This window comes from Myroides sp. C15-4 (genome assembly GCF_050522745.1).
In the GTDB taxonomy this organism is placed as follows: Bacteria; Bacteroidota; Bacteroidia; order Flavobacteriales; family Flavobacteriaceae; genus Flavobacterium.
On record NZ_JBMVQX010000009.1, the window covers coordinates 33,109 to 48,132 of the forward strand.

General features: G+C 39.1%; 13 protein-coding genes. 5 read left to right on the plus strand and 8 right to left on the minus strand.

Annotated features, from left to right (window positions below; translation table 11 throughout):
• Positions 1 to 407: 407 nt before the first annotated feature.
• The 5 genes from ACPDHL_RS06210 to ACPDHL_RS06230 all read right to left on the minus strand — a co-directional run bounded on the left by ACPDHL_RS06210 (position 408) and on the right by ACPDHL_RS06230 (position 4,778).
• A complete protein-coding gene (locus ACPDHL_RS06210; RefSeq protein ID WP_430531926.1) occupies positions 408 to 809 on the minus strand; it encodes a DoxX family protein in 402 nt (133 codons plus the stop codon).
• Positions 810 to 821: 12 nt separating this feature from the next.
• Positions 822 to 1,466, minus strand: a complete 645-nt coding sequence (locus ACPDHL_RS06215) for a hypothetical protein (protein ID WP_430531927.1) — start codon at positions 1,464 to 1,466, stop codon at positions 822 to 824.
• Positions 1,467 to 1,510: 44 nt separating this feature from the next.
• Positions 1,511 to 2,107 carry a Crp/Fnr family transcriptional regulator gene (locus tag ACPDHL_RS06220; protein ID WP_430531928.1) on the minus strand — a complete coding sequence of 199 codons (597 nt, stop codon included), beginning with the start codon at positions 2,105 to 2,107 and terminating at the stop codon, positions 1,511 to 1,513.
• Positions 2,108 to 2,123: 16 nt separating this feature from the next.
• Positions 2,124 to 3,401 (minus strand): hypothetical protein, encoded by a 1,278-nt coding sequence (locus tag ACPDHL_RS06225; RefSeq protein ID WP_430531929.1) that lies wholly within the window; start codon positions 3,399 to 3,401, stop codon positions 2,124 to 2,126.
• A gap of 117 nt (positions 3,402 to 3,518) precedes the next feature.
• On the minus strand, positions 3,519 to 4,778 hold the full coding sequence (locus tag ACPDHL_RS06230; protein ID WP_430531930.1) for an FAD-dependent oxidoreductase: 1,260 nt from the start codon (positions 4,776 to 4,778) through the stop codon (positions 3,519 to 3,521).
• A 296-nt stretch (positions 4,779 to 5,074) separates the two neighbouring features.
• On the opposite strand from ACPDHL_RS06230, the gene ACPDHL_RS06235 reads away from it, so the two are divergent.
• The gene (locus ACPDHL_RS06235; RefSeq protein ID WP_430531931.1) at positions 5,075 to 5,620 is read left to right on the plus strand and encodes a 5' nucleotidase, NT5C type; all 546 of its coding nucleotides are present in this window, start codon (positions 5,075 to 5,077) and stop codon (positions 5,618 to 5,620) included.
• Positions 5,621 to 5,698: 78 nt separating this feature from the next.
• On the opposite strand, the gene ACPDHL_RS06240 is transcribed toward ACPDHL_RS06235, so the two are convergent.
• Together ACPDHL_RS06240 and ffh are read right to left on the minus strand one after the other, a co-directional pair.
• Complete coding sequence (locus ACPDHL_RS06240) at positions 5,699 to 6,586, minus strand: bifunctional 5,10-methylenetetrahydrofolate dehydrogenase/5,10-methenyltetrahydrofolate cyclohydrolase (RefSeq protein ID WP_430531932.1); 888 nt, start codon at positions 6,584 to 6,586, stop codon at positions 5,699 to 5,701.
• A gap of 85 nt (positions 6,587 to 6,671) precedes the next feature.
• Positions 6,672 to 8,009, minus strand: a complete 1,338-nt coding sequence (gene ffh, locus ACPDHL_RS06245; RefSeq protein ID WP_430531933.1) for a signal recognition particle protein — start codon at positions 8,007 to 8,009, stop codon at positions 6,672 to 6,674.
• A 251-nt stretch (positions 8,010 to 8,260) separates the two neighbouring features.
• On the opposite strand from ffh, the gene ACPDHL_RS06250 reads away from it, so the two are divergent.
• Entirely contained in the window at positions 8,261 to 9,334 is a 1,074-nt protein-coding gene (locus tag ACPDHL_RS06250; RefSeq protein ID WP_430531934.1) for a serine hydrolase domain-containing protein, read from the plus strand.
• 55 nt (positions 9,335 to 9,389) lie between these two features.
• Here the strand turns inward: ACPDHL_RS06250 and ACPDHL_RS06255 are convergent, their stop codons facing one another.
• A complete protein-coding gene (locus ACPDHL_RS06255; RefSeq protein WP_430531935.1) occupies positions 9,390 to 9,962 on the minus strand; it encodes a hypothetical protein in 573 nt (190 codons plus the stop codon).
• 141 nt (positions 9,963 to 10,103) lie between these two features.
• Between ACPDHL_RS06255 and ACPDHL_RS06260 the strand changes: the two genes are divergently transcribed.
• The 3 genes from ACPDHL_RS06260 (at position 10,104) to ACPDHL_RS06270 (ending at position 15,016) form a co-directional block, all read left to right on the plus strand.
• Positions 10,104 to 10,679 carry a sigma-70 family RNA polymerase sigma factor gene (locus tag ACPDHL_RS06260; RefSeq protein WP_430531936.1) on the plus strand — a complete coding sequence of 192 codons (576 nt, stop codon included), beginning with the start codon at positions 10,104 to 10,106 and terminating at the stop codon, positions 10,677 to 10,679.
• Positions 10,680 to 10,758: 79 nt separating this feature from the next.
• Positions 10,759 to 11,682, plus strand: coding sequence for a FecR family protein (locus ACPDHL_RS06265; protein ID WP_430531937.1), 924 nt, complete (start codon positions 10,759 to 10,761; stop codon positions 11,680 to 11,682).
• Positions 11,675 to 15,016 carry a SusC/RagA family TonB-linked outer membrane protein gene (locus tag ACPDHL_RS06270; RefSeq protein ID WP_430531938.1) on the plus strand — a complete coding sequence of 1,114 codons (3,342 nt, stop codon included), beginning with the start codon at positions 11,675 to 11,677 and terminating at the stop codon, positions 15,014 to 15,016. The genes ACPDHL_RS06265 and ACPDHL_RS06270 overlap by 8 nt, the downstream gene beginning before the upstream one ends.
• Positions 15,017 to 15,024 lie beyond the last annotated feature (8 nt).

Sequence of the window (15,024 nt, forward strand, 5' to 3'; positions counted from 1 at the left end):
TCTTTTAAGATTTTAGTTTTAAAAAGGTTTTTTGTATTGGTGTTAACAAATATACATAATTAAGTAAGGGAGCTCCGTATAGATGACAAAAGAATCAAGCCGAATTTCATTAAAAAAAAGAGGGAACCTAAAAAGTTCCCTCTTTCTCTTCAATCGACCTATGAACGATCTATCTTTGGTATTTCAACCTAATACCTGCATTGTACATCTAGTATGAGTCTATCGTAAGTCTATTAGAAACCGTTATTTTAATAGACTTAATAGACTCATTATGGACTCATTATGGACGTACCACAAAGAAAACATGTCTCGTTCTGATGTAGCTGTACAGCCCTTGTTTATAATCCTGTTATCTACTATACAGTTTGCTACTTTTCTCTTGCATTTTTTCTTGTAACACTTCTTTTTTAATCCCATATATTACTTGTTGAAAGCGCGTATTTCCCACCGCCTGTAAAGAACAAACTCACCGCCATTAATGCATATAGCAACAACAACTCTACTGCCCATCCGCCATTTTCGTTGAGGCTAAAAATAAGACTACTTTGTACGAGAAGCACCGCTGTTATGCAATTGACTGCAAATACAGCTGCAGCCAAACGCGTTCTCCAACCGAGTAATAGCAGCAGGGGAGCAATGACTTCACCTACGTATACGCCATACCCGAAAAAAGCAGGCAATCCTTTCTCAACAAGCACATGTTGGATAAATCCAATACCGTGTACTACTTTTCCAATGCCATAAAACAACATGGGAAATCCGATGGCAATTCGACTAAGTAAAAGTCCTGTGTTTAATTTTGTATTCATTTAGTTCTATTTTTATACGTTTATTTTTACAAAGAGTCCGTAATTTTCTAGGTGATCCCAGCTCATGGCGAATTGTTCAAAATTAGCAGCGAATCCAAGTGCTAATTTTTCTCGTTTCACCCCTATTCTTATATGTTGAAATCCACGGGTATATTCGTGTCGATTGACATTACCTACAGCCGAAAGGCGAAAGAATCCCTCCCAGGCTTGGTTTAATTTTGGCGTATATTCCAACAACAGCGATTGTTCTAAGGAGAATCCTTTTTGATGGGTGGTTCCTACTCCATAGACCCCAATAAAATTTTTTCGCTTTAGTTGATATTGGAGGTAAACACTGGCAAATTTGCCAGGATTTTTTACGCCAACCCCCACATTTACTACAACGTTTTTAGGCAATTGATAGGCAAGGGTATTTCGGATGAAAAAGATATTATGCGTATCTTCTTCATATTCAGCATCAAATAAAACAAGGTTTTGAAGGGTAAGTTTATCTGATAGTTTATGGCTGACGGTATGGGTATAGCCATAAGATCGATGCCCTAGCATCATATCAGGCGTATAGGTTGTGGATTGTCCAAAAACAGAAAGAGTTAGCAATCCAAATAAGAGTATAAAAAAACGAGCCAATACCATGTGTCTATGATTATTTATTTTCATAGGACAAATGTATTCGCTCGCTAAAACACAGTTCTTAAGATATCTTAAGAAAGACTATCGAGGTGTTTTTTCTTGAGATAGCTCAAAAACTCTGGCGTTACCCCCAAATAAGAGGCAATCATATATTGAGGTACGCGTTGTTCAATATTGCGGTATTCTTTGATAAAACGCTGATAACGACTATATACCTCCGTACTCATATTTTCAAGGGTTCGCTCTTGTAAGGCGATATAAGCATTTTGTATTTTTAAACGAAAAAAAGTAGATATAGCGGGAATTTCAACATACAATTGCTCCAGGTTTTCTCTGCTAATTTGTACAATCACGGCTGGTTCAATGGCTTGAATAAAAAGCTTGGATGCTGTTTGTGTCAAAAAGCTATACAAATCATTAATCCACCATTCTTCAATACCTAGTTGCAACGTATGTTCCTGCGAATTTTCGTCTAAGTAATAACAACGCGCACTTCCTTTCGCTATAAATCGCATGTGTTGAGACAATTGCCCCGGTTGAAGTAAGTGCTCTTTTCGCTTGAGCACTACAATCTCCACTACTTCACTGATGCGCTGTACTTCGCTATCGGTCAATACTATGGTTTGCTTTAGATGCGCCAATAGTACTTCAACATAATCTTCTGTCATCCTTCTTTTTATTGTATTACCATCTCCACACTTGGGGTTCTTGTTTCCATACTAAAAGTCGGAATTCCTCATATAAATCACTAGTTCCAATGGTGTGCGTATCGCGTATTCCTTTGCCTAGCACTAATTTGTGTAAAACACCAGAATACGTTCCTACCCACAAGGTTGTTTCATCTTCAGAAACAGCGATTCCGCTAATTGTACCTCCTAAAAAGTGTTGCCACACTTCTTCTCCTGCTGGATTGATGGCGCGAATATAACCATAAGCATCACCTAAAACATAGTAATTTTGTAGAGCTACTCCTTGATACACACGCATATTCTCATCCATATAAACGAAATCTTCACTTTCTTCATAGGCTTCTACGTTCATTCCGTCCAACTTCGTGGCATCTACCCCAATGGTTACTCCATTGTAGAAGTGACAAGAATTGGTGATTAACTGTTTGTCATCTTTAGAAAACAGGCAAAAATGCGGATAAGACGATTGAGGGCCGACTACACCTACTTCCTCTCCATGGGCAGTCAAAATGCGGTGATCTCTTCCTTGATCCCCTACTACGATATAGGTATTATCGTGTGATAGGGTTGCATTTTCCATATCAATCGACAGTTCATATCCTTCTTCTTCCGCTTCTTTTAACTCCTCTTCTGTGTAGAGGGGATGAATAAGCTTTTGCTCCTGTTCCTGTAGCACATATATCCCTTCCATCGAAACGAATAAAACGCGTTTTCCATCGTTAAATGGGATCAGTTTTGAAATACCTAGTTGATCGAGGTCACCCAATGGAAATTCCGCTAGTACAGGTCCATTCCATCCTTGATATGTTACTATTTTATCCGCATAGGCAATAGCCACTACGTTATTTTTCATGGATTTTCCCAATCCTTTCATTTGCTCGTCTAGTAGGCTAACTGTAGTACCCGATACCAAGTATGCAGTTCTGCGTTCAAAAGAAGTTCCCGCTAAAAAAGCAACTGTATTGGCATCAATCGCTACGATATCTCCAATGTATTGTGATTTGGTTTCCAAAAATGGAATTAGAGGCGTATAAGCTGGTGGAAAGTCCGCTCTAAAAGCAGCTATTGTATCATCTAGATTGGCTTGTTTTAAGGCTTCAAAGACAACTGTTCCCAAATGCTCTCTTTTATCTTCAGCTTCTTCGCCTTCCCATTTATCCCATCCGTGCTCATTGCCAAAAGCAACCATCTCATTAATCGCTTTTGCGTATTGTTCCCCTTTTAAAAACCACTCTCTTTGTGGAGTCATTGTTTTTTTTACTTCTTGTTTCATCTTTCCTTTTTTACATCCTAAAGGTAGTTCTATTTCTCCTCTTTGCTTATCCCTAGAATTGTGGATATTCCATAAAAAAACGAGAGTTCTCTTGTACAAAAATCTCTCGTTTAGTCGTTATACTTGTTCGCCTTTCATCATTTTAGACCAATAGAGATAAGGCAACAGGTGTTTCTTTAGCATCCACAAACGCCAATGTTCTTTATGACTGGAAAAGACCAATATTTGCTTCAATTTAGGGTCGGGGATAAATTCATTTTTATAATTGAATTCTGCCAAGACCATTTTACCATAGCCCGTAACGAGCGGACAAGAGGAATAACCCGTATAGCTTTTATTGGTAGCCTCTTGCTTTTGAATTAAACGCATTAGATTATCAACTACTACGGGCACTTGCTTGCGGATAGCGGCACCAGTCTTCGCTGTAGGCAATCCAGCGACATCTCCCAATCCAAAGATCGCAGTATATTTATTGTGCTGTAGGCTATTGTGATCCACATCCAACCATCCCATAGCATTAACTAAGTTAGAATTCTTTACAAAAGCAGGTGCTGTTTGAGGTGGTGCTAAATGTAGAAAATCAAAAGGCATGGCCACAACATCTGCTGCTAATACTCGTTGTTGTTGATCATCTGAGGTTACAAAACAGTGGTTATCTTGGGCGTTGGTCGGCTTAAAATAGGCTATTTTCGCTTCTGCATCAATGCGAATAGGATTGTGAAAAGGCTTAAAATCAATTCCATATCGCTCAACAACTTCTAATAGTGTATCGGCTATTACTTTAACACCAAAAATTACACTCCCAGGCATGGGAAAATAGACCTTTGTTTTTTTATCTATTCCTTTCTTTCGAAAGTAATCACAAGCGAGATACATAATTTTTTGAGGAGCTCCCCCACATTTGATTGGTGTACTGGGTTGCGTAAATATAGCGGTTCCCCCTTGAAAGGCTTGCAGTTGTTTCCAGGTGTATTCTGGATCAATGTAGTTGCTGCAAACGACTCCTTTTTCAACAGCTTCTGCTAATCCTTCAATCAGGGAATAATCATTGACTAATCCTGGGCAAACTACCAAATAATCATAGGTTAACACCCCTTGTTTATTCGTTTGAATGGCCTGATTATCCGCATCAAAACCTACTACTTCATCTTGGATCCAGGTAACGCCTTTGGGAATTAGGGATGCCATGGGTCGAATGGTTTTTTGTTTGTCATACGCTCCCGCACCAACTAAAGTCCAAGCAGGTTGGTAATAATGTTCCGCTGCAGGATCAACAAGGGCAATTTCTAAATTTGAATCGCGCTTTTTTAACTGGGCCGCCGTCATAATACCCGCGGTTCCAGCTCCTATAATAAGGATTTGATAATGCTTTTTCATGTTGTGAGTTTTTGGTTTGATACTCCAAAATAGGCATTAATATTGTAACATTGTGTAACAAATGTTACAGGGTTAGCCAACAGTTGACAGTTCAGTTAACCGTATACCGTCAATCGTAGATTCGCGCTTTGCGCTTTGTTCTTTGCTGTTCGCACTTTGCACTTTGCACTTTGTGATATTCATTCTTATTTATATGATTTTCCCTACACTTCGTTAAATTTATTTTAAACAACAAAAAGTCAATTATTTAAAACATAATTGATTTATTTTTAATAATCATTTAAAATATCCAAACCATGCATAGAAGAGAGATTTTAAAACCCATCCTGGCTGTCGACATGGATGAAGTTCTTGCAGATTCCATTACTTTAGTATTAGAGCTATATAATAAGGCATACTCAGCAAATCTAAGTAAACAAGATCTTTTTGGAAAAACTATTTATGACTGCTTGCCTTCTTCTCACATCTCCTTTATCAAGGAACAACAAAATAGGGTGAATTTTTATCGAGAAGTAGCTGTTATTCAAGGGGCACAAGAAGGCATTGCGATTCTTTCAGAGAAATACGATATCTATGTTGTTTCGGCGGCTTTAGAATTTCCTCATTCGCTGGCTTCGCGTTGTGCCTTTATAGAGCAAAATTTCCCTGAACTAACTTGGAGAAAACTGATTTTTTGTGCGAATAAACCTTTAATTAAAGCAGATATCTTACTAGATGATATGACGGAAAATTTAGTTGGATTTGGCGCAAATGGTTTTGTATTTACAGCCTATCACAATGCAACGCTCAATTATCCCAATCGACTAAATTCTTGGGAAGAAGTTGTTGATCGATTTAGTTAAAACTTATTGTACCTCTTTCTTCTGATCCAAAATAAAAGATGACAAAAAAAGGGCGCCCAATTGGACACCCTTTGAATATTATTCTCCTCTTTTCGCACGTCTTGCACGCGCTAAAAGTGTATTTTTTAGTAGCATAGCGATGGTCATTGGACCAACTCCTCCTGGTACTGGGGTGATGAAGGCTGCTTTTTTGCTTACTTCCTCAAAGTCCACATCTCCAGCGATCACATAACCTCTTGGTGCATCAGCATCTGGAACGCGTGTAATTCCCACATCCACTACTGTTACGCCCTCTTTTACCATATCGGCTTTTAAGAAGTACGGTACGCCTAAAGCAGAGATAATGATATCCGCTTCTCTTGTAATAGCTGCGATATCTTTGGTACGGCTGTGTGTTAAAGTAACCGTTGCATCTCCGGGGTATCCTTTTCTACTTAACAAAATACTCATAGGACGACCTACAATATGAGAGCGGCCGATTACCACTACATTTTTACCTGCTGTTTCCACTTTGTAACGTTCTAATAGCTCCATAATACCATATGGAGTTGCGGGTAAGAACGTTTCCATTTCTAAAGCCATTTTACCAAAGTTCGTTGGGTGGAATCCATCAACGTCTTTGTCTGCATCAACAGCCATTAGAATTTTTTGTTCGTCAATGTGTTTGGGTAAAGGCAATTGAACAATATACCCATCAATTGCAGGGTCTTCGTTCAATGCTTTGATTTTTGCTAACAATTCTACTTCTGTTGTTTCTTCTGGTAAAGCCACCAAAGTAGATTCGAATCCAATTTGTTCACATGATTTTACCTTGCTTCCAACGTAAGTTAAACTTGCGCCATTGCTTCCCACAAGCACTGCTGCTAAGTGAGGTACTTTTTCTCCGCGAGCTTTCATTTGTTGAACTTCAGCTGCGATCTCGTTTTTGATATCTTCCGATACCTTTTTTCCGTCTAGTAGTTGCATTAAATCGTACTAATTAGTGTGTTGTTGTATGTAAAATAAAGAAGGTTTAAACTTCATTGTGAACCTTAAACCTTCTTTTTAATTTTTATTGCATGCCTTTCATTTGCCCCATCATTCGCATCAAATTCTTTCCTTTTGCCCCTTGCATCATCTTCATCATTTTACTCATTTGATCGAATTGTTTCAACAATTGATTTACCTGCTGAATATCTGTACCTGATCCTTTAGCAATACGTTGTTTTCGCTTTGCATCCAAGACCGATGGTGTTGCTCTTTCTTTTGGTGTCATGGAGTGGATAATCGCTTCGATGTGTTTGAACGCATCATCTTCGATTTCGACATCTTTCAATGCTTTTCCAACTCCTGGTAACATACCGACTAAGTCTTTCATGCTACCCATTTTTTTCACCTGTTGGATTTGCGTTAAGAAATCATCAAAACCAAACTCATTTTTCGCGATTTTCTTTTGGATTTTACGCGCTTCTTCCTCGTCGTATTGTGCTTGTGCACGTTCAACTAAGGAAATAACGTCTCCCATCCCCAAGATACGATCAGCCATACGTTCTGGATAGAATACGTCAATCGCATCCATTTTTTCTCCTGTTCCGATGAACTTGATCGGTTTGTTTACTACGGATTTAATAGAAATCGCAGCTCCACCGCGTGTATCCCCGTCTAATTTTGTAAGGATTACCCCGTCAAAATTCAAACGATCGTTAAATGCTTTCGCTGTATTTACGGCATCTTGTCCTGTCATGGAATCCACAACAAACAAAGTTTCATGTGGCGCAATTGCTTTGTGAATATTGGCAATCTCAGTCATCATCTCTTCATCAACGGCCAAACGACCAGCGGTATCGACGATTACAACGTTAAAACCATTTGATTTCGCATATTTAATTGCATTTTCAGCAATTTGAACCGGATTGTTGTTTCCTTCTTCTGAATATACCTCAACCCCCAATTGCTCTCCTACAACGTGCAACTGATTAATAGCCGCAGGACGATATACGTCACACGCTACCAATAACGGTTTCTTGTTCTTTTTTGTTTTTAGGAAGTTTGCCAATTTACCCGAAAAGGTTGTTTTACCTGATCCTTGTAAACCTGACATTAAGATAACTGAAGGAGTACCCGATAGATTAATTCCAGCAGCTTCCCCTCCCATCAATTGCGTCAATTCGTCTTTCACGATTTTGATCATCAATTGACCCGGTTGAAGCGTAGTCAATACATCTTGTCCTAAGGCTTTATCTTTTACTTTATTCGTAAAATCTTTGGCAATCTTAAAGTTAACGTCGGCATCTAAAAGGGCTCTACGCACTTCTTTTAAGGTATCTGCAACGTTTACCTCCGTAATTTTACCATGTCCCTTAAGAATATGAAAGGCTTTATCTAATTTATCGCTTAAATTATCAAACATATCGGTATTATTTAATACTTTGAAGCGCCAAAGATACTATATAACTCCTTAAGTCACAAAAAGCAAAAGCAGGAAAATAGTCTTTTTTAAAAATAATATCGCCTCTTCTGTCATTTTCTCCTCTTTTTAGGGAAGAAACAACAGGTATTGCTGCCTTGTTTTTCGCTCTCTTTAGCCTTTTCTTCCTTTTGGAAACTCAATTTCTGCGATTTTTTTCGTACCTTATTTGGATGAACTAGAATTATTCCGCTATGAAAAAAGTAATCTTCCTTCTCTTCATCTTATCGATGCAGGCGCCACAAGCGCAAACGATAGATCATCAAATTCAACAAATTAGACAAGCACATAACATTCCTCAGCTAACCTATGCGGTAATTACCCAAGACAGTATACTCAGCTTAGGAACATCAGGCACACACAAAAGTACAGATACGCAGAGCCATGCATCCTTGGTCGACTATTTTCACTTGGGATCCAACTCCAAAGCCATCACTGCTTTTATCGCGGCCACCCTCGTTCAAGAGGGGCTTATTAGCTGGAATACCACTTATTTCGATTTATATCCCGAAGCAAAGAAACAAGCCAACCCTGCGTATTACAAGGCTACCCTAGCTGATTTCCTATCGCATCGTGCAGGTGTTCATGCCTATACCAATGGTAGTGAACGATTAGCTCTACCCTCCTTTACAGGAACAAAACAACAACAGCGAACCGCTTTTTCTCAGTTTGTACTGACTCAAGATCCCATTGAAACAAAAGAACCGTACTTCTATTCCAACGCAGGATACTCCATTGCTGCCTCTATGCTAGAGAAAGTGACGAATAAATCATGGGAAACCTTGGTTCAAGAAGTTTTAGGAGACGAACTACACCTCAACTATGTCATAGGCTGGCCTAATCGAAATTTAGAAGATCAACCTTGGGGACATGCCTTATCCGAAGGAGAACTAACTCCTGTTCCACCAACATTTGAATACAACCTCAGCTTGATTGAGCCTGCTGGTGATTTAAGCATGACTGTCTTCAGCTACATCAAGTACATTCAACTTAATTTAGCAGGTCTTGCAGGGGCGAATAATGTACTTTCTGCCGCTTTGTATCGCGATTTATTTAGCACCAAATATCCTTATGCCCTGGGATGGGCAGTTACGAAAAAAGACAAGCACATACAATATGAACATGCAGGTTCTGATGGTACGTTCTTCTCTTACTGTTTGATTGACACAGCTACGCATAAAGCTTATATCCTACTAGCTAATAGCGGGACGCCTCAAGCGCAAGAAGGTGTAGCACAAACTTTAAAAGTCTTGCGCCAACACTTGTAGATTCTTCCCTTTTTAACGTTTTTATTATCTTGACAGGGCTACTTTAGCCCTGTCCTTATGCTAATTCAAACTCAACAAGCGTCTGTCTATTTCCTTTTGTATCAATCACATCCATACCAAAAAAATCAAATCCATTGCGTTTGAGATCTTCTGGCGAAATAATCTCCCCTGAGATCAATTCTATTTGTCCTTTTTCATTTAAAAATTCTTCCATTTCCTCGTCATAATCAATACCGTAGTACGCGTAAACAAGGATTTCAAACTCCGTTTCTCCACCTAAGTGTAACTGTTGAAGTTCTCCCTCCCGTTGTTTGAGTAATTCCTCTTCGTATTCATCACAAAATAGCGCATCATAACCGTGTTTGGCATAGTCAAAAAGTAAAATACGCTCCTTAGTCTGGCAATCTTCAGCATAAACGACAACGGGAAAATCATCCTGATCCAGCAATAGCTCAATATCTTCGTCATAAGTTCCACAATAGTAGAGCTTAAATTTTCTTCCTCCCGTAGTGGATTGTATTTGTCCACGCCATTCAATATCAATCATCTCTTGAAAATACGCTGGCTCGTCATAGGTTACAACATCACTGAGGTACGTAGGGGCTAGATAAGTTGATGGATTTTTCATCTTATTTTATTTTTTCAACAAGGTACCTCTTTTTTCGCTTTTTTTAGTTCTCCTTCAACTTTATATAACGATGCTTTAATACTCGCTTAATAGTAGACTCGTAAGGTAATAGTACTTTAGCTCCAAACAAATTTCAGTTCTATGCACACAGCAAAAGACAAATGGATTAACACCCATTACCACTTACATTGGGACGTTTTATATCAGTATGCCTTCACTATTTTACGCGATGAGACCTTGGCTTCTGATGTTGTACAAGAAGTTTTCATTAGCATTTGGAACAATTTTGATGGTTTGACCATTGACAATGCAAAGGCTTATTTAATTACCTCTGTCAAAAACAAAAGCTTGTACTATTTAAAAAATGTTCCATTTAATACGGTTCAGTTAGAATCGGTATACCACGTACTAACGGAACACGAATTACTAACATATGAAGAAGAGAATCTCTTTAAGGATCAATTGCTTCAGTTAATCTACAACAAGGCACAAGAAGTACTGCCCGTGCGTTGTTTAGAGATTTTTAATCTTCGTTTTTACAAGCACCACACCTATAAAGAAATTGCGTCTAAGTTAGCGATTTCTGAAAGTACCGTAGAAAATCAAATTTCCAAAGCATTGAAGACATTAAAGTCGAATTTGCCCTATACCTTAGATTTTTACTTTTTACTGCTGTATTTATTTCCAACGGGGGATTATTACCAAATCATCATGTAGTTTAAGAAAACGTTAGGCTTCTTTTTAGGCGTAGGGGCAGGCTTTGTTTTATTACTCTTTCTAGTATAATACCACGTATATGGAGAGTAAATTTAAAACCATGTTGACCCATTACCAACAAGGGGTAGCTTCGGAAACAGAAAAGCAGGTCATAGCGTCCTTTATAGCGAAGATGGGAGAAGACCAACTTCCTTTAGCCACCATACAGACCAACACAACATTAAAAAACAACATGCTTCGCGCCATCTTGGCGCACACCTCAAAAAAGAATAAAAAAAGAAGGAACACAACCAAAGCTCTTCTATTCAGTGTCTGTTTTTTATTTCTTGGTTTGGCCTCTGTTTATTACTACAACTATTATCCGACAATAGACACCTATACCGCCACGTATAGTTCTCGAACAATTACCTTAGCCGACCAATCGACGATCACTCTCTTACCAGGAGCCACACTATCTGTGTCTCAGGACTTCAACACCAAAAACCGAGACATTCAATTTAAAGGACACGCTTTTTTTGACATTGCACGAAATCCTCAACTCCCTTTTACGATTAGTGGCACTCAAGTTAAAACTTCGGTGCTTGGCACTTCGTTTTGGATAAAAGAAGAAGAAACACAGACGGTTATTGAGGTCGAAACAGGTCAAGTGAAAGTGGAAGACCCCTTGAATCAAATCTATGTTCTTCTTCAGCCTAAAGAAAAGGCGGAGTACAAAAATAAACAGCTACAAAAATACAATGCTGACCAAGAGCACATTTCCTCTTGGCGCTCTTCTTTACAGATGGTTAATGCTTCTTTTGCGCATTGGAAAGCCAGTATAGAACAGGAATTTGATATTATTATTTTATCCAAACATTCAAATATTCAACAGATTAAGATTACAGGAGATTATCGCAACAGCAGTTTAACAGACATTCTGGATAGCTTCTGCTTTATCAACAACTTAGTTTATCACAATCAAAACCATTTAATAACTATAAACGAAGCAAAAACACATGATTAACAACACAACATTGAACAAGCGAATTCGTTTGTATCTAACTTGTTGTATGCTCTTAGGCGCACAATACAACTTTGCCTTTAGTCAGCCTACTGCAGACCATGCCACTGGGATGACTATTGTTTTGGCAGCCAAAAAAACAAATGTAGGTGATGTTTTTAAGCACATAGAGGAACAGACAACCTATAAAGTTGTTTTTTCATCTGAGATGATCGACATCAATCAACCCGTTTCCTTTTCTAAAAGTACTTCTGTACTTACGGAAATCCTTGATGCTGTAGCTCAGTCAACTAGTACGAATTATCGCATCAACAACAACTTGATTTCTTTTGCTAGTCAACGCTCAACAACTGCCACACAGCCTACTCAACACATAAAAGGAAAGGTGACTGATGCAGCTGGTGAACCCTTACCCGGTGCGGTTATTCAAGTACAAGGTAGCGAAACAAGTACCTTAAGTGATATTGATGGTAATTTTAGTATCAAAGCCTTGGTAGGTAAAGATCAATTAAAGATTTCCTTTGTTGGGTTTACCACACAACTCGTCTTAGCGAAAGAAAACCTCAATATTCAGCTCGGAGAAAGCACGAGTGATTTGGACGAAATCATCATCGTAGGTTATGGGACGCAACAAAAGCGATTAGTGACCACTGCTATTGATAAGATGAGTGTTTCACCCGAAAATATGCGCACCGTAGCCTCCCCTGTGGAACTGTTACAAGGGCAAATGGCTGGGGTCAATGTCAATTTGAGCTCGGGTAATTTAGGAACAGGCGAACGCGTTTCTATTCGTGGAATTTCGTCTATTAGCGCAAGTAACGAACCACTCTATGTTGTTGATGGTATTCCGTTGTACAACCCTTCGGCTCAGCTTTTCAATATGGGGGAAGGCATGAGCTCCCTGAGTACGATTAACATGAAAGACATTGAATCTATCGAGGTACTTAAAGATGCCGCAGCAGCCGCTATTTATGGTTCACGTGCCAACAATGGGGTTATTATTATTACAACCAAATCAGGAAAGAAGAATAGCAGTGCGGTGCGATTCAACATCAATACCGGAATTTCTGAATTTGCAAATAAGAACAAATTAAAGATTACCAATTCAGACAAATATATTGCGCAATACAACGAGGGAGTTAGCAATTACAACAACCAATACAACCTCCAAGTGGGCGATAAAGACTATAAGAGCCCGATTAGCAATCCTTTTGGCGATTTACCCGACACCAATTGGCTGGATATCATTACCCAAAGAGGAAGCTTTACAGATGTTGACCTCTCTTTTTCAGGGGGATCAGAGAAGACCACGTATTATGTCGGCGCCTCCTTTTTACAGCAAGAAGGGGTTATCAAAACCAATAGCATGAAGCGCTATAATTTGAATACCAAATTGCAAACAGAAGTGACACCTTGGTTGACCATTGGCACCAACAGCAACCTCTCCTATGTTCGAAACAACCAAGTTCCCGGTCCTAACTTAGGAACGACCATCGTAGCTAGAGCGATTGAACAACGTCCTTTTGATCGTCCATATAAACCCAATGGCGACTACTATATTGGAGGAACAGAGGAATTACTAAGACACAATCCTATTCAGATTCTCAACGAGCAAAAAACCTACCTGGATCTGTTCCGTTATGTTGGAAATCTGTATGCCGATATTAAAATCTTACCCAATTTAACCTTTCGCAACAGTCTCAATACCGACTTTAACTATACGTACGACTACCTGTATTACAATGAAAAACACCCCTACGGCACAGGTGTTGGACGTTTAGTGGATTCAAAACGCACGATTTTAAACCTCGAAACAGAAAACATCTTAACCTATACCCAAAACTTCAATGATTTTGGTTTAACAGCGATGGCGGGGCATACCTTTCAAAAAGTAACGAATAATACCACAGGTATTGACGGGCGTGGTTTTCCTTCTCCTTCTTTTGATGTGATTAACGTTGCTTCAGAAATTACAGGAGCTACGGGTTATGTGACGGAATATGCCATGGAATCCTATTTCTCTCGTGTTTCCTTGGATTATTTAAGTAAATACATCTTAAACGCTTCTATTCGTACCGATGGCTCGTCTAAATTTGCACCTGATACCCGTTGGGGGTGGTTTCCTTCTGTTTCTTTGGGATGGAATATCGATCAGGAAGCCTTTATGCAAAATACAGGGATTGACGCTAAATTGAGACTGAGTTATGGTAGTACAGGAAACCAAGAAGGAATCAACAACTACGGGTATCTCTCCCTATTATCTGGTGGAAATGACTATGGTTTAGCTAGTGGAATTGCAGTATCGAGCTTTGGAAATGATGCGCTGACTTGGGAAAAAGCAAATCAAACAAACTTTGGTATGGATTTAGGCTTTTTCAATCGTCAATTGACCTTCAGCATGGATCTCTATAAAAAGAAAACCAACAATTTATTGTATTCCATGCCTATACACGCCACTTCTGGGATGTCGAGTATCCTGACGAATATTGGTTCTATGGAAAACAAAGGAATTGAAATTGCTTTAGGTACAGACCTGACTTTCAATAATTTTCAATGGGTTTCAAACTTTAACATAGCAACAAATAAAAACAAGATTACCCAGTTAATCGACAACCAAGGCGAGCCTTTATCCATTGGAGGGAACCGCGCCTTACAGGTAGGAAAAGATATTGGTTCTTTTTATCTATTTGTTCAAGATGGCATTTACCAATATGACGGAGAAGTTCCACAAGAACAATACGAGCGTGGAGTTCGCGCGGGTGATGTCAGATGGAAAGACAAGGATGGCAATAACCTCATCAACGACAACGATAGAGAAGTGATTGGCAGTTCTAATCCTGATTTTTTTGGAGGATGGAACAACAGTTTCCGCTATAAAAACTTCCAATTGGATATTCTCTCCACTTTTTCTTATGGCAATGATGTCTATGCAGGATGGAAACCAGGCGTACTCGGAAAATTAGGGGATCGCTTCCCAATCTTGGAGGAATACTATGACAACCGCTGGACAGGGCCTGGTTCTACTGATCGATATCCCCGCGCTTTAATGGGCGATACCAACAACAATAGAAACTCCGATCGCTGGTTAGAAGACAGTTCTTACTTCAAAATTCAATCCGCTACACTAAGCTATAATTTTGATCAAAAATTCTTGGACAAAATCAACCTAAAAGGATTGCGCCTTTACGTACAAGCGACCAACTTATTGCTCTTGACCAAATACTCCGGCTGGGATCCAAGTGTAAGCCCGAGTTTAGATGCTCGCTTTTACGGGAATGATGGTTTAGGGGTTCCTCCTACACGCAACTTCTCTATTGGTTTAAATGTCAACTTCTAATTAAAAAA